Genomic DNA, 22,369 nt, shown 5'->3' with positions numbered 1-22,369 from the left:
AGGCCACTTTGCACATCACATTGGCTGAGCAGATGCCCTTGACCCCGGGGGGGCTGGTCGGATACATTCTGAGGCTCATTCGCATATGCGTCCGCAGCGCGTTTCAGACCGGTGCTGCGGGTCCGGTTTATTCGTTTCCGTTCTTTTCTTAGAGTTTCGCCATGGGCAAGCCCACCTATCGTCCGCGCAACACGCGTCGCATCCGCAAGCACGGCTTCCGTGCGCGCATGGAGACGAAGTGGGGGCGCGCTGTCCTCGCTCGTCGCCGCAAGAAGGGGCGCAAGGTATTGACCGTTCAGCTCCCGTCGAAGTACGCGGGCGCCTGATTCCCGAGCCTTCCCGCGCCAGCAGCGACTGACGCGCGGGACCGAGCTCGAACGAGTCCGTCACGAAGGGAAGCGAGTGCGCACCGCGTCGTTGGACGTGCGCGCCACCGCTTCCCTTCATGCGTTCCCACGCGTGGGATTTGTGGTGCCCAAATACAAACATTCGGGCGTCGAACGAAATCTCGTGAAACGGCGGCTACGCGAAATCGTACGACTCCATATGCTCCAGCAGCTGGACGTGCCCCCGGCACGGGCGCCGCTCGATGTGGTCGTGCGGGTCTTTCCGTCGGCGTACGGGCGCGATTTTGACGCCTTGCGGGCCGAATTCCAACAGGCGCTCGCGCGCCTGCTGTGAACACCCCCGTCATGTCCTGGCAGCGCTGGCCGCGAACCGCCCTGATTCTCGGAGTCCGGGGATACCAACTCGTGCTCTCGCCCATCTTTGGCGGCGCGTGCCGGTATTATCCTTCCTGCTCGGCGTACGCCATCGAAGCCCTTGAAAAGCACGGCGCCTGGCGCGGCGGGTGGATGGCGCTGCGCCGAATCGGTCGCTGCCATCCGTTCCGCCCCGGCGGCTTTGATCCGGTGCCGTAGTCTCGTCTCTGCGTCTCTCTCAATTTCCCATGGAACCACGTCGTATCGTCCTTGCCGTCGTCCTGATGGCGGCCGTCCTGCTCGTGACGCCGTACATCTTCCCGACGCCCACGCCGGCACCGGGGAGCACGCCGGTGGCCGTGGACTCGCTGGCGGCCGATAGCGCGGCGCCGGTAATCGGCGCCACCACGGCGCCCGTCGCCACGCCCGCCACCATGAGCGCGGCGCAGCCGACCGACTCGACGGCGGTCGCCGCTGCCGCTGCCGTGATCATTGATACGGCCGTCGTGAACACCAAGCAGGCCGACTACCGCACCACCAACAAGGGCGCTGCTCTCATTGGTGCGTCGCTCACCCAGTACCAGACGCTCTCCAACGGCGGACGCACGCGCAGCGGCGCGGTGGAGCTCGCGCTCCCCGGCGAACGCATGATGGGGTTCCGACTGGTGGTGCCGGGTGACACGATTGACCTCACCAAGCAGGTGTTCCGCTCCACGCGCAGCGAGGAGAACGGCGCGACGGTCATCGCCTACGACGCCACCCTGCCGGGGAAGACGGTCTCCATCAAATACTCGTTCCTCCCCGACAGCTATCGCGTGAACGTGTCGGCAGCCGTGGCCGGTATTCCCGAGAACAGCTATCTGCTGGTGGATCTCCCCCCTGGCTTTCGCAGCTCGGAGTCTGACTCGGCGGAAGATCACTCGCATCTGGCGTACGCGTACAAGCCGGAGCTGTCGGGCGCTGAAGGCATTGCGTTCCGCTCGCTCGATCCGGGTGAACGCGAAATCGAAGCGGGCCCCATTTCATGGGGCGTGGCCAAGAACAAGTACTTCATTTTTGGCGTGCTGGCTCCCAAGGGCGCGCCGGGCTTTGCCGAAATCAACGTGACCGGTGGCGCGCGTATCGGGAAGGAAGCCACGCGCGGCATGGCGACGCTCGTCACGCCGCTCAAGGCCGGCAACGCCTCCTTTGAAGTGTACGCCGGCCCGCAGGAGTTCAAGCGATTGCTGGCCATGGGACGCGCCTTCGAAACCAGCAATCCCTATGGCGGCTGGATTCAGGGAATCGTGCAGCCCTTTGCCACCATGGTCATTCGCCTGCTGTTGTGGATGAAGGCCACGCTCGGCGTGTCGTACGGCTGGATCCTGGTGATCTTCGGCGTCGCCATCCGCATCATTCTCTGGCCGCTCAACCAGAAGGCGATGCGCAGCAGCATGCAGATGCAGCGTATTCAGCCTGAGATGCAGGCGCTGCAGACGCGCTACAAGGGCGATCCGCAGAAGCTGCAGCAGGCCATGATGCAGCTGTACAAGGATCACGGCATGAGCCCCTTCAGCTCGTTGTCGGGCTGTTTGCCGATGCTCATTCCGTTGCCGGTGTTCTTCGCGCTGTTCTTCGTCTTCCAGAACACCATCGAGTTCCGCGGCGTGCCGTTCCTGTGGTTCCCCGACATCTCGGTGAAAGACCCGTACTACGTCATCCCCATTCTGGTGGCGGTCACCACGTTGCTCATGTCGTGGATTGGCATGCGCGGCATGAAGGCCAACGAACAGCAGAAGATGATGATGTATCTGATGCCGGCCATGATGCTGATCTTCTTCTTCAGCATGGCCTCGGGACTCAACCTGTACTACTTCATCCAGAATCTCGCGTCGCTGCCGCAGCAGTGGCTCATTTCGCAGGAACGGAGCAAGGCGGCTCCGCTCGTGCGGGGATAACATGGCCCACGGCCCACGTGCCACACCCTCGCTGGTGGCTGGCGACGATGACACCATCGTTGCCCTGGCCACCGCCCCGGGACGTGGCGCGGTGGCGCTGGTACGACTCTCGGGGGCGCGCGCGATACCCATCGCTCGCGCCCTCGGCGCGTATGGTGGAGCCAGCGGGCGCGCGGCGGTGCCCCGCCGGAGTGTGCTCGCGGCGCTGACGCATCCGCACAGCGGTGAACCGCTGGAGCAGGTGCTGGTGACCTGGTTTGCCGCACCGCATTCGTACACCGGCGAAGAGGTGGTGGAGTTTGCCACCCATGGCGGAGCCGTGTCTCCGGCCCTTGTGCTGAGCGCGTGCGTGGCGCTGGGGGCGCGTGAGGCGCTGCCCGGTGAGTTCACCCGACGCGCTGTAATAAATGGGCGTATGGATCTGCTGCAGGCCGAAGCGGTAGCGGATTTGGTGGACGCCCGCACACGGGCCATGCAGCGTCAGGCGTTGGCGCAACTCGATGGTGGACTGTCGCGTCGATTGCTGGCGCTGCGCGACGACGTCATTCATCTGGAAGCGCTGCTGGCGTACGACATCGATTTCCCTGAAGAAGACGATGGCCCCATTGCCCCGGCGCGCATTGCGGCGGCGGCCCACCACGTGCACGCCGCGTTGACGGCGCTGCTGCGCACCGCGCCGCGCGGTGCCATGGTGCGCGATGGTGTACTGGTGGTGATTGCCGGCCCACCCAACGCCGGCAAATCGAGTCTGTTCAACGCGTTGTTGGGGGAAGCGCGCGCGATTGTGACGGCCATTCCTGGCACGACACGCGACGCCATTGAAGCGTTGCTCGATCGCCCATCACTGCCGCTGCGCCTCGTGGATACGGCCGGGCTGCGCGATACCGATGATGAAGTGGAACGGCTGGGCATTGAAGTGAGCAGCCGCTACCTGGGGCGCGCGCAGGTCGTGCTGGCCTGTGGCGCCAGCGATCCCGATGTGCAGCACACCATGAGCGTGGTGCAGTCGCGCACCGACGGCGTGGTGGTTCCGGTGCGTACCAAGTGTGACCTGCACACGGGAACGCTTGGGGTGCCGGTGAGCGCGGAACGCGGCGATGGACTGGCCGAGCTGCTCACGCACATTGATGCGGCCGCCATGCAGGCCGTGCCAGACGACGGTACCAGCGACACCATGCTCACTCGCGAACGCCACCGGGTGGGACTCACCGCGGCGCTGGAGGAAGTGACCGCGTTTCAGGAGGCGTGGGCCACCGGCGCGTTGCCCGCGCCGGTGGCAGCAGTGCACCTGCTTACGGCGCGCGAAGCCATTGGTGAGCTCATTGGCACCGTGGACACCGAGGATGTGCTGGACCGGGTGTTTCGGGACTTCTGTATTGGGAAATAGTGCCGTTGCCCCATAACTCGGTACCCAAACGCAAAACCCGAAACTGATCAGTTTCGGGTTATGGGTTGGAGTTGTGGGTGGTGAGTAACCAGCCCCTTAACTCACCACCGTCAGCCGTGGCCGCTCCACATACGGTTCAGCGGCGAACGCCAGTTCTTCGGCGCTGGCGCGCACGGACCAGGCAAAACCGCGGGCCGCGATGGCGGCTTCCACCTGGCGGGCGCCCAGGAAATAGCCGGCGCGTTCCGGCAGCACCGTGCGATCGACAGTGCGCGCTTCGTCGCTCATGCCGCCGGAGAGGTAGCGCAGGCGCAGTCCCAACCCGGCCCGGTCCAGATGCTGGCCGGCGGCGCGGGAGAGGATGGGCTCGATTTCGCGAATGCGCGCGTACTGGCGTCGGGCAAAGCCGAAATACTCCCAGGCCGCGTGGCCGGGGCTGATGGCGCGCGAGACCTGCACCGCGAGCCCTTCGTTCATGAGCAGTTCGCGCAGCGTGGCCTGACGGCCGGTTTCCCAGTACGAGTAGTACCCGCCGGCGTCCTGCACGAGCGCCCGCATGCTGCTGCGACTGGCGGGGGAGGTGTAGCGAATGACGTGCGTGATTTCGTGCGCGAGCCAGAGCGGAATGAGTTCCGGATCGAGGCCGAGCGCCTGGGTGTCAGGGTTGGTGACCCCGGTGAAATGCTCCAGGCAGACAAAGGCGATGCCGCGCCCGTTCACCACCAGTTCACCGGCGTTCGCGGCGCCCACGCCGACCATGAGGACGATGTCGTAGGGCACGTCCACGTCGAGCAGCATGCGCACCTTGTCCTCGGTCTGGCGCGCCAGCGTCACGAGGTCGGTGGTGGCCAGCAGGGTGAGCAGGTCGGTGCGGTCGGCCGCGACGGTGGCGCGCACGACTTCTTCGAAGTGCGGGCCGGACGGCTCAAGGACATAGTTGTCCCAATAGGCCGTGAGCAGTTCACGATGGCGCTCGAAATACTCGAGATACGCCGCAAACCGATCTTCGGCCTCGAGAACCGCGAGAAAATCTGGAACGAGATTGATCAACATCAACGACCCAGGGTCGGGAAGCCGGCAAAGTGAGACGCGGCAAGTTATCCCCGCGAAGAGGTCACAACAAGGAGATATTCACAAGAATGTGGAGAACTCATTCAACTCCGTAACGGGGCGTGCCGAGACTGATCGGGAACATCTCGCCCACGAAGTCTCCATGACGACGCTCCATCTCATCGAACTTTCCTGCCCCGTTTGCGACAGCGCCTTTCGCTCGCAGACCGTGGTGGCCACCAACGGCTTTGGCGGCAAGCGCACCGACTTTCACGAGCGGGCCGCCGGTATGCAGCCACTCCCGTATTTCGTGCACCTGTGCACGCACTGCGGCTATGCGGGCGTGGCCCGGGATTTCCGGGAAGACGTGGAGTTGAGCGACCTGCTGAAGGAGCAGGTGTGGAATGAATTGGCGCCGGCGCTGAGCACCTCACTGCCGTCAGGCTCGCTCAAGTACGAGCACGCGGCCAAGGTGGCGGCGTGGCAGGATGCGGACCCGCGCTACCTGGCGGATCTCTATCTGCGCGCGGCGTGGTGCTGCGTGGACGAAGGCGACAGCGAAGCCGAGCGCTATTTCCGTCGGCATGCGGCGTGGCGCTTTGCGGACGCGCTGGCGTCCTACGACGGCGTACCGCCGGACGAGCGGGCGGTGATCACGTATCTGGTGGGCGAGCTCTGGCGGCGCATTGGCGACGACAGGCAATCGGAATTGTGGTACAATCGGGTAGCCGACGAAGTCACGGAGCCCGCCGCGCAGAGCTGGGTGCTGGAAGTGGCGGAACAGCAGCGGCTCGAACCACGCGAGTGGTTTACCTGAGACAGGAAGCAGGGAGCAGGAGGCAGGATCACCTGCCGCCCGACTTCTGCTCCCAGCCCCCTGCTCCCTTCCTTGCCAAAAAAGCGCGGGGCGCCCGAGCCGCCCCGCGCTTTTCCTTACCTCGTCCCGAACAACCGATCGCCCGCATCGCCAAGGCCCGGCAGAATGTAGCCGTGTTCGTTGAGCTCGCGATCGAGGGCGGCGGTGAGCACCATCACATCGGGGTGTTCGCGGGCCAGTCGGGCGACCCCTTCCGGCGCGGCGACGAGACAGAGAAACCGGATGCGCGTGGCGCCGGCACGCTTGAGTGAGGTCACGGCTGCCGCCGCGCTACCACCGGTAGCCAGCATGGGGTCGAGCAGCAGAAAGTCCCGCTCCCCGACATCCCCCGGCACCTTGAAGTAGTAGTCCACCGGCTCGAGCGTGTCGTGATCGCGGTAGAGACCAATGTGTCCCACGCGCGCCGATGGCATGAGGCGCAGAATCCCCTCCACCATCCCCAGCCCGGCACGGAGAATGGGGACGAGCGTGAGCTTCTTGCCGCGGACCGCCCAGCCGGTGGTCGTTTCCAGGGGGGTATCCACACTGGCCGGTTCGAGGGCCAGATCACGGGTGGCCTCGTAGGCCATCAGCATGGCGATTTCGTCCACCAGCTCCTTGAACTGCTTGGTGGGAGTGGCGCGATCGCGCAGCAGCGTGATCTTGTGACGCACCAGCGGGTGGTCAACGATACTGAGCGTCGGGAGTTCGGTTCCATCGTGGGAATGAGCCATACTACGAGTATGACCGAAAGTCGCGCGGCGCGCGAGCACACGGTGGCCCGCCACGGCCGCACATCAACCGCCTTTGCCGCGGTGGGGGATCACCTGCACTGCTGGCGCCCGCCGGCAGCGGCAGGTCTCCCGGAGGATGCCCTGGTGGCCTACGCAACGCCGGTGGGGGCCATGGTGGTTGCAGGCGAGCCCGTGGCACCATTGGATGGGCTGGTGGCGGTAGCCGAATCGTTTTTGGCACATGCGGCCGCGCGTGGGAAGCGGGCCAGCTTTTTCGCCACGGAAGGACGACTGGCGAGTTCCGCGGCGCTGTCCCGGTTGCTCATTGGAGAGCAACCGGTCTGGGATCCACGACAGTGGCCGGCGAATGTCGCCACACACCGGTCCCTGCGCGAGCAGATCCGGCGTGCTCGCGCCAAAGGCGTGCACTCGCGGGAGGTCAGCGCACCTCAGATGGCCACGCCAGCAGTGCAAAGGGCCGTGGCGCTGCTCGTCCGTCGCTGGCGTGCTACACGCAGTATGGCCGAGATGGGCTTTCTGGTCACCATCGACCTGAACAGTGGGGCCAGCTCCCGCCGACAATTTCTGGCCGTGCAGCACGGGCGGGTGGCCGCGCTGCTGTCGCTGGCCCCGGTGCCAACCCGATCAGGGTGGGTCTTCGAACACGTGGTCCGCGATCCGGACGCCCCCAACGGGACGCTCGAACTGTTGGTAGACCACGCCATGCGCACGCTCGCCGCAGAACAGGTGCCGTGGGCGACACTTGGCCTGGCCCCCCTTCACGGACCGGTCGTCGGGTGGCTGCGTCGCATTCGTCAGTGGTCCACACCGCTCTTCAACTTTGAAGGGCTCGCCGCTTTCAAGCGGAAATTGCGTCCCACGCATTGGGAGCCCATGTATCTCGCCTGGCCGGTGCAAGACACGGAATGGCGCGCACTGCGCGATGGATTGCGGGCCTTTGCGGGGGGATCGCTCTGGCGGTTTGCGCTGCGCACCGTGCTGCGTGGACCCGCACCACTGTTGCTGGCGCTGGAGTGGCTGCTGGTGCCGTGGACCATCGCGCTGGCGCTGGTACCCACCACACCATGGTTTCCCTCCACCGCCGTGCATGCGGCATGGGTGGCGTTTGATGGAGCCCTGCTACTCGCGTTGCGATTGGTGCGGACACAGCAAGCGCGTACGCATCGTGCCCGCCAACTCGTCGCACGCGCGGCGACCGGAGTGGCACTGGCGGTGTCGCTCGACGCCGTGCTCTCGCTGCTGCAAGCGATCTGGTGGAATGTGCCACGAATGCACACTGTGGCCGACTGGCTGCTGCTGCTGGTGGCCGGCGCCGCACCTCTGGCTGCGACGCCGGTGTTGTGGGGGGCCGCACAACGTCTGCGAACACTGGCCGTGCAACGGCCAATCATTTTCCCGCCCTAGCACATCCCCCTTCCATGGTGCGTCGCAGCGGATCGTGGTGCCAACACACGCCCGTGCGCTTACCCGGCCGGGCAGTACCCGCCAGTTTTAGCGCATGACAACACACACACTGCAGCGCGTCGCCGTGTATTGCGCATCGAATGATGGGATAAAGCCCGCCTATGTGGCTACGGCGCGCGCGTTGGGTACGGTTCTGGCCGCCCGGGGACTCACCGTGGTGTACGGCGGTGGCCGCACCGGACTAATGGGTGCGCTGGCGGATGCGGCCTTGGCGGCCGGTGGCGAAGTGATCGGCGTGATGCCGCATGGATTGGTACAACGCGAAGTGGCGCATCAGGGCATTACGTCGTTGCAAATCGTGGATTCCATGCATGAGCGGAAAGCCATGATTGCCGAGATGGCCGATGCCTTCATCACGATGCCCGGTGGCATTGGCACGCTGGAAGAGTTCTTCGAAACGTGGACCTGGGCGCAGCTGGGCGTGCATCGCAAGCCAGTGGGGCTGCTTGATGTGGACGGCTTCTGGAATCCGCTCGTCACGTTGCTGGATCAGCTGGAGCACGAAGGGTTTCTGCGGGGCACGCCGCGCGAGTGGCTGGTGCGCGAGACCGATCCGGCAACGCTGCTCACCGCGCTGGAAGGGTTTTCCCCACCGCAGGTTCGTCGTTGGCTGCGTATGAGCGACACCTGACGACGCGCAGCCGATCGGCTGCATCTGGCGTCTCTTCCCGAGTTCGCCGAGTATCCGCAGGTATATGAAGCTGTCTCGTCCTGTGGTATGGGCGCGAGCCATGTCGCAGAATCGCCGTCAGGATTCGGAGATTTCGCGCTGGCTCGCCATCATCGCCATTCTGCTCGTCCTCCCGGGGATGGCCGGGCTCGTGCTTGGGGTGCCCTGGTTGGTGCAACCCCTGCCCACGTTTGCGCCGGCGCGGGCAAGCGGCGCGCTGCTTCTTCCGCTCGCGGCTGTCGGGTTGCTGGTCAAGTTGTCAGGGCACCGACGATGGGCGCAGCTGTTGGCGGTGCTGTGCGGTGTGATGGCCATCGCCGGCGCGTGGATTGCGCTCCGGGGAGCGGAAGCGCCGTTTGACGCGATGTTCATGCAGCGGCTGGGGCCGGAGTTCGTGGCCGGCGCCGGCGGACTGCCCGTGTCGGTGGCGGTGCTCTTTGTCTTTTATTCCGTCGCCCTGCTGTTGCTGGCGAGTGACCGGCAGAGTGAACACACGCTGCTGATGATTGGCGGTCTGGCCTCGCTGCAGGTCGCGACGGCCGGTGTGCTCTTCACGGCGCAGCTGGCCGGGTTGGTGGATGGTACCACCGTACAGCCGCTGCGGGCACCACTGCATTCCCTGCTCGCCGCCCTCGCCTTGGGCACGGCGTTGCTCGACCGTGTGTCCCGACGCGAGCAACTCAGTGTGGCCCCACCTCGTTGGGCACCGGTGCTTGCCGGCGTGAGCTCGGGGCTGGTGGTGATGGTGCTCTGGCAGGCGCTGATGGCTCGCGAAGCGGTGCAGTTGCGGGCGCGCGCGGCGATCACGGCCGAGGCCATCGATCGCGCCGCACAGCGCCAGTTCCGCTCCATTCAACGTGCCGTGGGGCGCGGTGCGGCGTATCTCACGGCCTCGCGGACGGATGAGGATCCGATGTGGAGCACCAGCCTCCCGCGCCTCATCACTGAGACCGATGGGTTGCGCCACATTCTCTGGCTCGATTCCACCGGCGCGCTGCTGCGCTCGGCGTCACCCAAGGTGGTTCCCCCGGATGTGCTGGCCGCGCTACAGGCATACGTACGGCGCTCCACGGTGCGACGCGACAGCATGTTCACGGCGCACAGCACCACGCTTCTGGCCGGGCCGTGGCGACTCGCACTCTGGTTACCGGTGCTCTCGCCGTTCCGGGGCCCTACGGTCCTGGTCGGGTTGATCGACGAAGTGGAAATGATCCGCCTGTTTACGGACGATGCCAGCGGGGAATTTTCTCTCCGCGTCCTGGCAGCGGATACTGTGTTGCTGCAGCAGGGAAGCGAGGCGTCGGCGGCGATGATCTTCCGCGCGCCTTTGGTGCTGGGTGCTCGCCGACTGTCGGTGGAAGTGTCAGAGCGCACGGGGCTGGCACGTTCACCACTGCCGGATGTGGTGCTGGCGCTTGGCCTGGTGGTGTCGGTGCTGCTCGCGCTGACGCTCTGGTTGCAGCGGCGCAATTGGCAGCAAGCGCTCGACGAAGGGCAGCGTTTTCGCGCGGTCTTTGACACCGCCTTTCAGGTGCAGCTGTTGCTGGACCATACCGGCACGGTGCTGGAAGCAAACCGGGCGGCCGGGGAGTTGGCCGACCGTGCGCCCGACGCCTTGACGGGACTGACGTTCTGGCGGGCGCCGTGGTGGGATGACGACGCCGTGACCGGCGAGCGGGTGCGCGACCGTTTCGAACGCGCGCTGGCCGGGGAAACACAACGCTTTGAAGTGGAGCTGGGCCGCGGACGCGACCGGGCGCTCACGATGGACTTTTCACTGAAACCCCTCCTGGACAGCGCCCGGCGTGTGACGCAGGTGATCGTCGAAGGGCGTGACCTCACCATTCGCAAGCGGGCGGAGGAGTCGCTGCGCGAAATCAGTGCCCTCACCACCATGGGGCGTCTGGCCGCGCGTGTTGCCCACGAAATCAACAATCCGCTCGCCGGCATTCAGAACGCTTTTCTGCTGATTCGCGGCGCCATTCCCACCGATCACCAGCACTATCGTTTCGTGGGCGCCATTGAGCGGGAGATCGCGCGAATCGCCGCCGTGACCCGTCAGTTGTATGAGACCTATCGCCCGGATCAGACCATGGTGGCCGAATCGTCGGTCATTCTCGCGGTCAGTGATGCGGTGAGCTTTCTGGAGCAGGTGAATCGCGGTCGGCAGGTGCGCATCGTGACGGACATGTCGCGGGCCCCCACCATGGTACCGGTTCCCGACGCGCTCCTGCGCCAAACGCTCTACAATCTGGTGCAGAACGCCATGGATGTGTCGCCGGCCCATGGTACGATCACGGTGTGTGCCGTGCAGGAAGAGCAGGAGTGTGTCCTGCGCGTGGCTGATGAAGGCCCCGGCATTCCCCCCGCCCTCCTCGAACGGATCTTCGATCCCTTCTTCAGCACGAAGGATCGCAGCATGAAGACCGGTGGCATGGGCATTGGGCTGGCGCTGGTGCGTCAGTCGGTATTGGCGGTGGGCGGCCGCATTGTGGTGCATGGCCGTCCGTTGGGTGGAACCGAATTTGAAGTGCGATTACCGATGATCCCTCTGGATACTGGAGTACTACGATGAGTCGCGGCCGCATTCTGATTGCCGATGACGAACCCACCTATCTCGCATCCACCGCGGAGCTGTTGCGGCGGGAAGGGTATACAGTGGATACCGTGGAAGACGCCGCTGGTGCGTTGGAGGCGATCACCGCCGCGACGTACGATCTGCTGATCACCGACCTCGAGATGCCGGGAAACGCGGATCTTGATCTGGTGCAGCAGGTGGCGCATGTGAGTGGCGGGTTACCCATCATCATCATCACCGGGTTTCCGTCGGTGCGCTCGGCGGTGGCGTCCATCGAGCTGCCAGTCGCGGCGTATCTGGTAAAACCCGTGCACTTTCCGGAGCTGCTCAAGCGTGTGTCGAGTGCGGTGGCCCGGTTTCGCTCGTACCAGGCCATGCAGACGGCGGAGGCCCGACTGCGCGAATACCGTCAGCAGTTTGAGCCGCCGGCGGTGCCAGGCGCATTGCCGTTAGCGGCCGCGGGAGACGCCCGCACTGGTGTGGATTCGTTTCTCGCCTTGACGTTGCGCAACGTGATGGGCTCGCTCACCGATCTGGAACAACTGGGGCGAGCATTGGCCGGTCAGCCGCTACCGGATGCGCACCCGTGCCAGCTCATCAACTGTCCACGCGGTGCGCAGTTGCAAGCCGCGCTGGAAGAGACGATTGCGGTACTGGAGGAAACAAAGGGCGCGTTCAAGTCGAAAACACTGGGCGATTTGCGGCACAAGCTTGAGCTGCTCCTCAAGCACGTGTGACAACGGTCACCATCCGCATCAGTACACGAACGAGTTGTGCACATGTTGTGCACAAAGTGTGCATTCCATCACCGCAAGGGAGTTTCCACCCTTGCGGTCCACTGATCTCTCTGCAATCTTGAACGCTCCACCAGGTTACTGGTAGGAAGACATAGCGGATCGCTCGAACGATCCAACCTTGGCGGACGGGACATCGGTCCCGCTCAGCTGGAGGCGCGAAGCCCACTCACCACGAGTGCGGCCTCGCGCCTTTTTGTTTTTGTCTGTGGTGATACGCCGCACACCCACCCGATGCCGGCTTCGGCCGACATCCTTCAAGGACCGGATATGAGCAACGTAGCTCTATACACTCCCGAGGCATCGACGCCCTTCCCTCTGGGTCGCGGTTCGTCTGTTCCCTCGCGCTCCTCCGGTGGGCGCGAACGTCACCTGCGCATGGATTCGACCGTCTCGGTGGCAGGTTCCATGCCGGAGCGCGCCGTGCAGCGCATTCTGGTGGTCTCGCCAAACGCCGAAGTGCGGCAGACGCTGCGCGAAATTTTCGAGCAGGATGGGCGCGATGTGCTGACGGCGGCGGCGTCTGCCGGCGTGGAGGAGATGATCAGCCGCGCGGAAGTGGATCTGGTGTTGTGCGACCAGCAGCTTCCCGACGAGTCGGCGTATGCACTGCTGGAGGCGCTGCGAGCGCATCATCCCGGGGTGCGCACAGCGCTGCTGGCGGCACCGGGCATGTCTGCGGCCGCATCGCCCGCGTTTGAACGTGGCGCCACGGACTATCTCGCGCAGCCGGTGGTAGCCGCTGAAGCCATCACGATGTTGCGCCGAGCGGACCATACCCCGCGGGCGCATCCGTCGGCCAGCCTGACGAGCGGCGAAAACGAATCGCCCTCGTTTCGCGGCATGTACGGCACGACGGAAAGCATGCGTTCGGTGTTCCGCATGATTTCGCGGGTGGGGCGGACGGGGGTAACCGTTCTGGTGACGGGCGAAAGCGGCACCGGCAAGGAGCTGGTGGCGCGGGCGCTGCACGACGAAAGCACCCGTCGCAACAAGCCGTTTGTGGCGTTGAACTGTTCGGCCCTGCCATCGGAATTGGTCGAGAGCGAGCTCTTCGGGCACATGCGCGGTGCGTTCACTGGCGCGGTGAAGGATCGCGGCGGTCTGTTTGAAGCCGCACATGGCGGCACGCTGTTTCTTGACGAAATCGGCGATCTGGGGCCACTGGCCCAGGCCAAGGTGCTGCGTGCGGTGGAGAGCGGTGAAGTGATGCGGGTGGGTGGCACCAAATCCACGCACGTGGATGTGCGCGTGATTGCGGCCACGAACCGTCCGCTCGATGAGATGGTGATGGACGGTCGCTTCCGCGAGGATCTGCTCTATCGTCTGAAGGTGATCTCACTGGCGTTGCCGCCTCTGCGCGAGCGGACGTCCGATATTCCGTTGCTGGCGGGGCACTTTCTGCACCTGTTTGCCGAGCGCCATCACCTGCCGTTACGCGCCCTTGGCGACGATGCGCGCGAGACGCTCATGCAGTATGACTGGCCAGGCAACGTGCGCGAGTTGCGCAACGTGCTGGAGGGGGCGCTGGTGATGTGCGATGGCGCCGAAATCTCGGCCTGCGATCTGCCGGCTGGTTTGTCGGCAAGCAGTGCCCCGCGGGTCAGTCTCTCCACCGCCTTTCTCGAGGCCAACGCGGACCTGCCCTTTGTGGAAGCCCGAGAGCGAGCGCTGCGGGAGTTTGATCGGGCGTTTCTGAGTGCTGCGCTGGCGCGGAATGGCGGAAACATTGCCCGCACGGCACGGGCACTCGGTCTGCATCGTCAGTCGCTGCAGAAGCTGCTGGCCCGACGCGATCTGCGAAACGGAGAGAACGCGCACGAAACGGTGGTACCCCCGGTACCCCTCCGCACCGGACATACCACCGCTCGTGAGCACCCGAAGGTGCGTTGATTGCTCACCGATGCGGGAACCGTGCCACCAAACCCGCCGTGGCTGGGACAAAAGGCGCCATTGGACACACCGAATGAAAATGCCTCCCGGAGCCGCCCGTGCCACAGCTATTCCATGCCGAGTGAACGGAATGCCGCGTGTCAGGGGACTCTGCCGGTAAAACAATCCCTGCAGTAACATTCGGATACGGTTGCGTCTGTCGCGCAATCGTGTGCCGGCAGGTGCGGCTCAATGGATGCTATGACTTCGAGGGTATTATGGGTCGGAAAAATCTGACCGATGCGGTTATTCCGCTGGTGGCGGAGCGGTTCAAGGCGCTCTCCGAGCCGGCGCGGCTTCATCTGTTGCGCACGCTCATGCGTGGCGAACACACGGTCAATGAACTCGTGGAAGTGACGGGCTTTGGTCAGGCCAATGTCTCCAAACATCTCCAGGTGTTGTACAACCACGGGTTTGTGCGGCGCCGCAAGACCGGGCTGTTCGTGCACTACACCATTGCCGACCGGCAGGTCGTGCGGTTGTGCGACGCGATGTGTTTGCGCGTGGCGGCACCACCGCCCGGAGAAAAGGGATTGCTGGCCAGTGACGATTCGGAGGTGTAGCATCAATCCATGCAGATCGAATTCTCCGGCGCAGCGCAGGAAGTCACCGGCTCCTGCCATATTCTGCGCGTAGGCAAGCGCACGGTGCTGTTGGATTGCGGGCTCTACCAGGGGCGCCGCAGTGAATCCCGCGAAAAGAATCGTCGCCTGCCGGTGCCGGTGGAGGAGATTGACGGCATCATTCTCAGCCACGCCCACATTGACCATGCCGGGCGTCTGCCGTATCTGGTCGCACAGGGGTACAAGGGCTCCATCTGGGCCACCGCGGCTACGCGCGACCTGTGCGCCATCATGCTTGCCGACTCGGCACATATCCAGGAAAAGGACGCGGATTTCCTGGCGCGCCATCGCAACGAGTTCATCGAACCGTTGTATCGCATGGAAGACGCCACGCGCACGCAGGAGCGCATGGTGGGGATGCCGTACAACAAGTGGTTTGAGGTCACCGATGGCGTACGCGCCCGGTTCACCGAGGCCGGTCACATTCTGGGCAGTGCCTCGGTCGTCGTGGAAATGCGCGAAGGCGATGACTTCAAGCGCCTGATCTTTTCGGGCGATGTGGGGCGCATGGGGCTCCCCATCATTCGCGATCCGGCGCCGCCGCACGATGGCGCTGACGTGGTGATCTGCGAAAGCACCTACGGCAATCGCGATCACGACTCCGTGGAGGGCGCGCGCGAACAGCTGGCGCGCGTGGTACGCGAAACGGCGGCTCGTGGTGGCCGGTTGCTCATCCCGGCCTTCGCGGTGGGGCGCACGCAGGAGTTGGTGTACGACCTGCACGCGCTACGTCGGGATGACAAGATTCCCAACATCCCCATCTACATCGACTCACCGCTGGCCACCAATGCCACGGCGGTGTTTGCCATGCATCCCGAGTCGTACGATCACAACGAGGAGCTGGTGCGCACCGCGCCCAATCTCTTCGATTTCCCCATGGTGACGTTCACACGGGATGTTCTGGAGTCGAAACGACTCAACACCTTGCGCGGCCCCATGATCATCATCGCGGCGTCGGGGATGTGTGAGTCGGGACGCATTCTCCATCACTTGCAGCACGGGGCCAGCGACTCGCGCAACACGATTCTCATTGTGGGTTTTCAGGCGGAGCATACGCTGGGGCGGCGCATCGTGGAGGAACGGTCCACCCTCCGGATTTTCGGGGATGACGTGCCTCTGGCGGCCCAGGTGGAAGTGTTGCTGGGGTACAGTGCCCACGCTGATCGTACCGAGTTGCAGACTTGGTTGCGCGAGGTCCGCGGCGCTGGCGCCCCCGACGGACGGGACACGCCAACGGTGTACCTGGTTCACGGCGAAGCTGAAGCCCAGCAAGCGTTTGCCACCCAGCTGCGGGGGGACAACTTTCAGGTGGAGATCCCTTCACCCGGCACGGTCGTCACGGTGTAGCCGGGCAATTGTCGGGGGGCTCAGGTGCCGTTGCGGCGTGTGATGCCGTAGTTTGGCGATGTCTATGGCACGCTCGGCACCCAAAATCCCCCGCCCCCGCTTCGTCCAGTTCGTCTCGCGCGCCGTTGTGGTTCTGGCCGCGGGGTGGCTGGTCAGCTTGCTCTGTATCGCGGGCTGGTCACGCCGTGCGTCCACGCAGAACGCCGACGCGATTGTGGTGCTGGGTGCGGCGCAGTACGGCGGGCGCCCGTCGCCGGTGCTCAAGTCGCGGTTGGATCATGCGCTGGGGCTCTACCAGGCCGAGCGGGCACCGGCCGTGGTGCTCACCGGTGGGCGCCGTCCGGGAGACCTCATCAGCGAAGCCGCCGCCGGGCGTCGGTACCTGGTGAAACAGGGCATCCCGAATACGGCCATGCTGCTCGAGCCGGCGGGGAGAACGTCGCTCGCGTCCATTCAGGGCGCGGCAGAGGTGTTGCTGGCGCGACGCGACTCGCTGGTGCCTTCGGCGGACAGTGCCGGTCGCAGTGCCCGCCCGCGCGTGTTGCTGGTGAGTGACCCCTTCCACATGCTGCGTCTGGAAGTGCTGGCGCGCCTGAATGGCCTCACGCCGTTGCCCTCGCCCACGCTCACCAGCCCCATCTCGGCCAACGGGGCGGTGCTGGAGTACATGCTGCGCGAGTCGGTGGCGTTACCGACCGACCTCGCGCTCATGCTCTGGCTCAAGATGACCGGGCGAAAAGTTGACGGGTGAGTCGTGTCGCGGCGCTGCTACTCCTGGCGCACCCGCGATGCGCGACCAGCGGCGTCAATGGAGAACAGCGGTAACGCTTTGACGTCGCGGTGCATGGTGCGGGATGTGCCGGCGCCAAAAGGGAAGCTGTATAACGCGGCGGTGAGCGAATAGCCGTCGGCGGCGGCCAAGTTGACGGTATAGCCGAGATCCTGCAGTGAGCCCACGGAGATGCGGCTGAGCGGATTGCTGCCGCGGTTGAGAAAGCCCGTCATGAGTTCACTGCGGAGAATGCTTTCGCGCCAGTGACTGTCGCGCGTGCCGCCGCCGCCGGAGTTTTCCACGGGGACGGCGAGCCCGGAATAGGTGGCGGTGTTCAGTGCCGCAAACTGCGCCCGTGCCGCCGTGCCCTGGAAGAACGGATCGCTACCGCCGGCCCCAATCATCAGGGAGCGATTGAAATTCCAGAGCGTGCCGATGCCGAGCACATGCCCCATCTCGTGGATAATGACGTCGGTGAGTGATCCGTCAGCGACCAGCCCGTCCAGATCGAACTCATCGAATTCCATGAGCCCGTACGCGGTGAGCCGTGTTCCGGAGTTGACCGCGCACGGTCCCGCCTGACCGAGAATGTTGCCGTTGGCTCCCCCGGCACTGTCGATGGGTGCCACCCGCGCAAAGATCACCACGTCGTTGATGGTTTCGTTGATAGCGGGGAGCCAGCTGTCGCAGAGCCCAGCCGCGCTGTTCACGATGGTGCGCTGCAGATCGCCCACAATGACGGTGCGCCATTTGGCGGCGGCGGTCAGGAACGCCTGTCGCACGAGGGGATTGGCCACACTCCCCACAAAGCGTACGTCGATATCAAACTGCGTGGCCGACGCCGTGGCGGTGAATGTCACGGCGCCAGTGGGGAGCGACGTTGCCGACGCGACCAGCGTCTGTGTTGTGGCATCGCTGAGGGTCCAGGCGCCGACAAAGGCGGTGCCATTGGCGGGATCAGAGGTGACCGTGGCGTTGGCCACCGTACCGGAGTTGGGCCCGGGGGTGAATGTCACCACCACATTCCCCACGCCATTGCCAAACGCATCCACGACGCGCACACCCGGCGGCACACCCACCGCCGAGTTGAACGTCCCCAGCTGATTGTCGCCGGCAATCTTGTTGAGGCGCACTGGGGCACCCGGCAACGCCGTCGCATTGATGCTGGCACTCGCCGAGGTGCCCGCCCCGGCGTCCACGGCGGTGGCCAGCACACGCTGCGCGCCACTGATGGTGCCCAGCGTCCACGACTCCAAGGTGGCCACCCCGAGCGCATTGGTGACTTGCGTGGCGCCGGTGATGCTGCCGTTGCCTTGCGTAATGGCGAAGGTTACCGGCAAGTCGGGAATGCCATTTCCGTATTGATCCTCAGCGCGCACTGCCGGCAGCGTGCTGAGTGTGGTCGCAACGGGTGCCGTCGGCGAGGCATTTCCGGCGACGAGCAGGCTGGTCAGTGCACCCGGGGCGGCCTGCGCCGTGAAGGTGGTCGGCGCAATCCCGTCGGCGGTGGCCTGCAGCGTCTGCGTGCCCGCCGTTGTCCCAAGGACCCAGCCACCCGATGTGGCCACACCATTGGCATCAGTCCGCGCGGTATCGCTGGAGACACGTCCGCCGCCGCTGGTGACACGCCACCGGACCAGGAGCCCCTTGATGATCTTGCCCTTCTGGTCGGTAATGCGCACGCTGGGCGCTTCCTGCAGCACTACGGCGACGCGCCCGCTCAAGGTCGCGTTTGCCACCGGCGCGGAGGCGGTGGGGACCTGCGGGTCATCGCCGCACGCCGCCAGCAGGAGGCCGGCACAGCAGGCGACGACACGAAGGCAATAGGACCGGGTGGACATAATTGAACGGGCATGAGGAGCAGAACGTGACCGATTCGCCACGCTCCATGAACGCGAATGCGTGCACCCGGGGTTTCGGGTTGCTGGTACACACCCGAATATTGACCAATGCACATCCCCGTCGAGAGCTACCACCTCCCGAATGGCCTGCACGTGGTGTTCTCTGAGGACCACACGGCACCCATCGTGGCGGTAAATCTGTGGTACCACGTCGGCTCGGCCAACGAGCGACTGGATCGTACCGGCTTCGCCCACCTGTTTGAGCATATGTTGTTTCAGGGGTCGGCGAACGTTGAGGCCAACGAACACTTTGAGCTGGTGCAGCGCGCTGGCGGTACGTTGAACGGCTCCACCTGGCTGGACCGCACCAACTATTACGAAACGTTGCCGTCGCACCAACTGGCGTTGGCGCTCTGGCTGGAAGCCGATCGCATGGGGCGCATGCTCCCGGCGATGACGCAACAGAAGTTGGACACGCAACGCGACGTCGTGAAAAACGAACGCCGCTGGTCGGTGGACAACCAGCCGTACGGGACGTGGTGGGAGCGGTTGCCGGCGCTCGCGTTTCCCGAGGAACATCCGTTCAATCACTCGCTGATTGGATCCATGGAGCATCTGACCGACGCGTCGCTGGATGACGTGGCGGACTTTTTCCGGACGTACTACACCCCCGACAACGCCGTGCTGACGGTGGCCGGAGACTTTGACCGGGCGGAAGCGGTACGCCTGATCGAGGAGTATTACGGCCCTATTCCGCGTGGGACGGCGCGTCCGCCATTGCGTGATATGTCGGTGCCGCCCACGCTAGGAAACACGCGACGGGAAGTGGTACCCGACGCGGTGGCGCTGCCGCGGTTGTTTGTGGCCTGCCGCACGCCGGTGTTTGGCACCGATGGCTACTACGCCGCCAGTCTGGCAGCGGCGGTGCTGGGGCTGCGCACCGGGTGCCGTCTGGAGCAGTCGCTGGTGCGCCGGCAGCGCGTGGCGTCGCAGGCCAGTGCCTTTACCTACGATCTGGCCAAGGGGAGCGACTTGCTCGTGGTGGATGCCACCGCGCACCCTGGGGTGACGGTGGAGCAACTGGAAGCGGCGGTGCTGGCCGAACTGGATGCCATGGCCACCACGGGTGTCACGGAAGACGAGGTGACGCGCGCGCGCGCCCTCATTGAAACGAGTTTTGTGATGAGCATGCAGTCGGCGGCCGAACGGGCCGATCAACTGTCTCGCTTTGCCACGTACTTTGGAGATCCCACGCTGATCAACACCCAGGTGGCCCGTTATCAGGCGACCAGCGCCGCGGATGTGTCGCGCCTGGCGCGTGAACGCCTGGGTGCCGACAATCGCGTCTTGCTGGTCTTTGTTCCGGCCGACGAACCGCCTGCAGAAACAGATATGGCACTCGCCGAGGCCACTGCATGACCGCTGTACCAACCGACGCATTTCCGCCGGCCCCACCACGTCCAGGCGCTGGTCATCCGCGTCCGTATCGATTCCCGCATTTCGAAACGCGCATTCTGTCCAACGGATTGCGCATCATGGTGGCGAACGTCCCGGCGTTTCCGGTGGTCACCACCCTCGCGGTGGTGGAAGCGGGCGTCACTCGTGATCCGCGGGACTTCGAAGGGCTGGCGCAGCTGGTCACGCGCGGATTGAGCGAAGGCACGCGCACCATGAATGCCCTCGAGCTCACCACGCGACTGGAAATGCTCGGGACGACGCTGGATACCGGCGCCGACTGGGATTCGGCCATCGTGCAGCTGACGGCGCTGTCCTCGCGGGTGGAAGATGCCATGGCGGTGCTGGCCGAAGTGTTGCGCTTTCCTGCCTTCCCGGAGTACGAGCTGGAGCGGTTGCGGGCGGAACGCCGCGCGGATCTGGCGCAGCTGCGAGCGGAACCGCGCGGGTTGGCCGACGTATTCTTTTCGCGGCTGTTGTTCGAGCGCAGCTCGCGGTTTGCGCGACTGGCTGGCGGCGATGAGCAGAGCATTGAACGGCTGTCGCGTGACGAAGTGGTGCGATACCACGACACGTTCTATCGCCCCGACGCCACCGCGCTCATGCTGGTGGGAGACATTGACGTGGAGCAGGCGGTGCGCATTGCCAGTGCGCACTTTGGGGACTGGAGTGGCAAGGGACCGCCGGTCACGGAGCCGCCCGCCGCGCAGCGGTATCTGGAGCCGCGCGTGCATCTCGTGCACAAGGACGACGCGCCGCAGTCGGAGGTGCGGGTGGGCCACGTGGCCATCCCGCGCTTCCACCCGGATTATTTTCCGGTGGTGGTGATGAATGCCATTCTGGGCGGGCTCTTCTCGTCGCGGCTCAACTTGAACCTGCGCGAGCAGCACGCCTACACGTACGGGGCCCACTCGGCGTTTGACTGGCGTCGCGCGGCGAGTCCGTTTGAGGTGAGCACGGCGGTGGAGACCGCGGTCACGGCCGACGCACTGCGGGAAATCGTGCACGAGTTCACGCGCATTCGCGAAACGCCGGTGTCGGAGGCGGAGCTTTCGCTGGCGGTGTCGTATCTGGTGGGCGTGTTCCCCATTCGGTTCGAAACGACGGCCGAGGTGGCCGGTGGCATGGCGAACGTGGAGATCTTCCGGCTACCGAGCAACTATTTCGATACGTATCGCGAGCGCGTGGCGGCGGTCACGGCGGCCGATGTGCTGCGGGTGGCGCAGACCCACCTGGATCCGGCGCGATTGCAGGTGGTGGTGGTGGGCAACGCGGAGGCCATCCGGGAGCCCATCGCTGCACTGGGGTTGGGGCCCATTACGGTGTATGATCCCCTCGACGAGGATCTCGCCGATCGTGTGGCGTGATACCGTGAGGTAGCCGTGCCTTCCCCCCTGCTCCGCCGCCACCCTTTCTCTGCCTTCGTTACGTGACGCCAGCCAAGAAGTCCACGACCAAGCCTGCTGCGAAAAAAGCTCCCCGCGCCAAGACGCTGGTCAAGCCGCCCAAGTCTGAACTGTACGAAGTGCGGCGATCCAAAATTCAGGGGCGCGGTGCCTTTGCGGTGAAGTCCATCCGCACGGGGCAGATCGTGGATGAGTACTGGGGACAGCGCATCACGCACGAGGAAGCCGACCGTCGCTACGACGACAGCGAAGGGCGTCATCACACGTTCCTGTTCGTGCTCGACGATGATACGGTGCTGGACGCGCGCTTTGGCGGCAACGATGCGCGGTTCATCAATCATTCGTGCGAGCCCAACTGCGAAACGGAAATCGAGAATGGCCACATCTACATCAAGGCCATCAAGCCCATCAAGCCGGAAACGGAGCTCGCGTACGACTACCGGTTTGAGTGGCAGGACGAGTACGAGCCGGATGATGTGCGCTATTACGCCTGCCGCTGCGGGTCGAAGAAGTGCCGCGGCACGATTCTGCGCATTCCGGTGTATCTGCGTCCAACCATTCGTGAATGGCTGGCGGGCAATGATGTGAAGCGGCCCCGCAAGCCGGTGCGGGCGAGCAAGAAGAAGGCGTCTGGCGAAAAGCATGTCGTACATCCGCACGTGGCGGAGCGCCATGCGACGCGCACGGCCAAGGTTGCCAAGAAGGCCACCAAGAAGGCGACCAAGAAGGCAACCAAAAAGACCGTCAAGAAGACCACCAAGACAGTGACCAAGACGGTCACGAGGAAGCGGGCGTAAACAC

The 22,369-nt window shown here is 64.8% G+C and carries 19 protein-coding genes and 1 pseudogene; 17 read left to right on the top strand and 3 right to left on the bottom strand.

Features of this window, described 5'->3' with window-relative positions; genetic code table 11:
- The first annotated feature begins 161 nt into the window (after positions 1–161).
- The 5 genes and pseudogenes from rpmH (at position 162) to mnmE (ending at position 4,025) form a co-directional block, all read left to right on the top strand.
- Entirely contained in the window at positions 162–326 is a 165-nt protein-coding gene (gene rpmH, locus GEMMAAP_RS19885; RefSeq protein ID WP_026848929.1) for a 50S ribosomal protein L34, read from the top strand.
- Positions 327–348: 22 nt separating this feature from the next.
- Positions 349–681: pseudogene (gene rnpA / locus GEMMAAP_RS19880) on the top strand (ribonuclease P protein component); the annotation flags it as partial.
- Positions 682–692: 11 nt separating this feature from the next.
- Positions 693–920, top strand: a complete 228-nt coding sequence (yidD, locus tag GEMMAAP_RS19875) for a membrane protein insertion efficiency factor YidD (protein WP_026848928.1) — start codon at positions 693–695, stop codon at positions 918–920.
- Positions 921–949: 29 nt separating this feature from the next.
- Positions 950–2,638 carry a membrane protein insertase YidC gene (gene yidC / locus GEMMAAP_RS19870; protein ID WP_026848927.1) on the top strand — a complete coding sequence of 563 codons (1,689 nt, stop codon included), beginning with the start codon at positions 950–952 and terminating at the stop codon, positions 2,636–2,638.
- A gap of 1 nt (position 2,639) precedes the next feature.
- Positions 2,640–4,025: a tRNA uridine-5-carboxymethylaminomethyl(34) synthesis GTPase MnmE gene (mnmE, locus tag GEMMAAP_RS19865; RefSeq protein WP_053333845.1), complete on the top strand. Its 1,386-nt coding sequence runs from the start codon at positions 2,640–2,642 to the stop codon at positions 4,023–4,025.
- Between the two features lie 96 nt (positions 4,026–4,121).
- Here the strand turns inward: mnmE and GEMMAAP_RS19860 are convergent, their stop codons facing one another.
- The gene (locus GEMMAAP_RS19860; RefSeq protein WP_026848925.1) at positions 4,122–5,078 is read right to left on the bottom strand and encodes a DUF2268 domain-containing putative Zn-dependent protease; all 957 of its coding nucleotides are present in this window, start codon (positions 5,076–5,078) and stop codon (positions 4,122–4,124) included.
- 160 nt (positions 5,079–5,238) lie between these two features.
- On the opposite strand from GEMMAAP_RS19860, the gene GEMMAAP_RS19855 reads away from it, so the two are divergent.
- Positions 5,239–5,892 carry a DUF2225 domain-containing protein gene (locus GEMMAAP_RS19855; protein ID WP_026848924.1) on the top strand — a complete coding sequence of 218 codons (654 nt, stop codon included), beginning with the start codon at positions 5,239–5,241 and terminating at the stop codon, positions 5,890–5,892.
- A 116-nt stretch (positions 5,893–6,008) separates the two neighbouring features.
- Here the strand turns inward: GEMMAAP_RS19855 and upp are convergent, their stop codons facing one another.
- Positions 6,009–6,665, bottom strand: coding sequence for a uracil phosphoribosyltransferase (gene upp, locus GEMMAAP_RS19850; protein WP_053333844.1), 657 nt, complete (start codon positions 6,663–6,665; stop codon positions 6,009–6,011).
- Positions 6,666–6,674: 9 nt separating this feature from the next.
- On the opposite strand from upp, the gene GEMMAAP_RS19845 reads away from it, so the two are divergent.
- The 8 genes from GEMMAAP_RS19845 to GEMMAAP_RS19810 all read left to right on the top strand — a co-directional run bounded on the left by GEMMAAP_RS19845 (position 6,675) and on the right by GEMMAAP_RS19810 (position 16,845).
- The gene (locus GEMMAAP_RS19845; protein WP_053333843.1) at positions 6,675–8,090 is read left to right on the top strand and encodes a DUF2156 domain-containing protein; all 1,416 of its coding nucleotides are present in this window, start codon (positions 6,675–6,677) and stop codon (positions 8,088–8,090) included.
- Between the two features lie 94 nt (positions 8,091–8,184).
- A complete protein-coding gene (locus GEMMAAP_RS19840; RefSeq protein WP_179947317.1) occupies positions 8,185–8,781 on the top strand; it encodes an LOG family protein in 597 nt (198 codons plus the stop codon).
- A gap of 64 nt (positions 8,782–8,845) precedes the next feature.
- Positions 8,846–11,395: an ATP-binding protein gene (locus tag GEMMAAP_RS19835; RefSeq protein ID WP_026848920.1), complete on the top strand. Its 2,550-nt coding sequence runs from the start codon at positions 8,846–8,848 to the stop codon at positions 11,393–11,395.
- The gene (locus GEMMAAP_RS19830) at positions 11,392–12,135 is read left to right on the top strand and encodes a response regulator (RefSeq protein ID WP_026848919.1); all 744 of its coding nucleotides are present in this window, start codon (positions 11,392–11,394) and stop codon (positions 12,133–12,135) included. The genes GEMMAAP_RS19835 and GEMMAAP_RS19830 overlap by 4 nt, the downstream gene beginning before the upstream one ends.
- A gap of 435 nt (positions 12,136–12,570) precedes the next feature.
- Positions 12,571–14,085 (top strand): sigma-54-dependent transcriptional regulator, encoded by a 1,515-nt coding sequence (locus GEMMAAP_RS19825; RefSeq protein WP_053333842.1) that lies wholly within the window; start codon positions 12,571–12,573, stop codon positions 14,083–14,085.
- A gap of 257 nt (positions 14,086–14,342) precedes the next feature.
- A complete protein-coding gene (locus GEMMAAP_RS19820; protein WP_053334023.1) occupies positions 14,343–14,687 on the top strand; it encodes an ArsR/SmtB family transcription factor in 345 nt (114 codons plus the stop codon).
- A 9-nt stretch (positions 14,688–14,696) separates the two neighbouring features.
- Entirely contained in the window at positions 14,697–16,094 is a 1,398-nt protein-coding gene (locus tag GEMMAAP_RS19815) for an MBL fold metallo-hydrolase (RefSeq protein WP_026848918.1), read from the top strand.
- A 58-nt stretch (positions 16,095–16,152) separates the two neighbouring features.
- Positions 16,153–16,845, top strand: coding sequence for a YdcF family protein (locus GEMMAAP_RS19810; RefSeq protein ID WP_082821532.1), 693 nt, complete (start codon positions 16,153–16,155; stop codon positions 16,843–16,845).
- Between the two features lie 17 nt (positions 16,846–16,862).
- Here GEMMAAP_RS19810 and GEMMAAP_RS19805 read toward each other — a convergent pair whose 3' ends face one another.
- A complete protein-coding gene (locus GEMMAAP_RS19805; protein WP_053333840.1) occupies positions 16,863–18,707 on the bottom strand; it encodes a leishmanolysin-related zinc metalloendopeptidase in 1,845 nt (614 codons plus the stop codon).
- A 108-nt stretch (positions 18,708–18,815) separates the two neighbouring features.
- On the opposite strand from GEMMAAP_RS19805, the gene GEMMAAP_RS19800 reads away from it, so the two are divergent.
- From GEMMAAP_RS19800 to GEMMAAP_RS19790, 3 genes are all read left to right on the top strand, one after another.
- The gene (locus tag GEMMAAP_RS19800; protein WP_026848917.1) at positions 18,816–20,126 is read left to right on the top strand and encodes a M16 family metallopeptidase; all 1,311 of its coding nucleotides are present in this window, start codon (positions 18,816–18,818) and stop codon (positions 20,124–20,126) included.
- Entirely contained in the window at positions 20,123–21,529 is a 1,407-nt protein-coding gene (locus GEMMAAP_RS19795) for a M16 family metallopeptidase (protein ID WP_026848916.1), read from the top strand. The genes GEMMAAP_RS19800 and GEMMAAP_RS19795 overlap by 4 nt, the downstream gene beginning before the upstream one ends.
- A 62-nt stretch (positions 21,530–21,591) precedes the next feature.
- A complete protein-coding gene (locus GEMMAAP_RS19790) occupies positions 21,592–22,365 on the top strand; it encodes an SET domain-containing protein (RefSeq protein ID WP_053333839.1) in 774 nt (257 codons plus the stop codon).
- Positions 22,366–22,369: the final 4 nt, after the last annotated feature.

Source organism: Gemmatimonas phototrophica, from assembly GCF_000695095.2.
Lineage (GTDB): Bacteria > Gemmatimonadota > Gemmatimonadetes > Gemmatimonadales > Gemmatimonadaceae > Gemmatimonas > Gemmatimonas phototrophica.
This window is presented reverse-complemented; position numbering and strand designations above follow the sequence as displayed.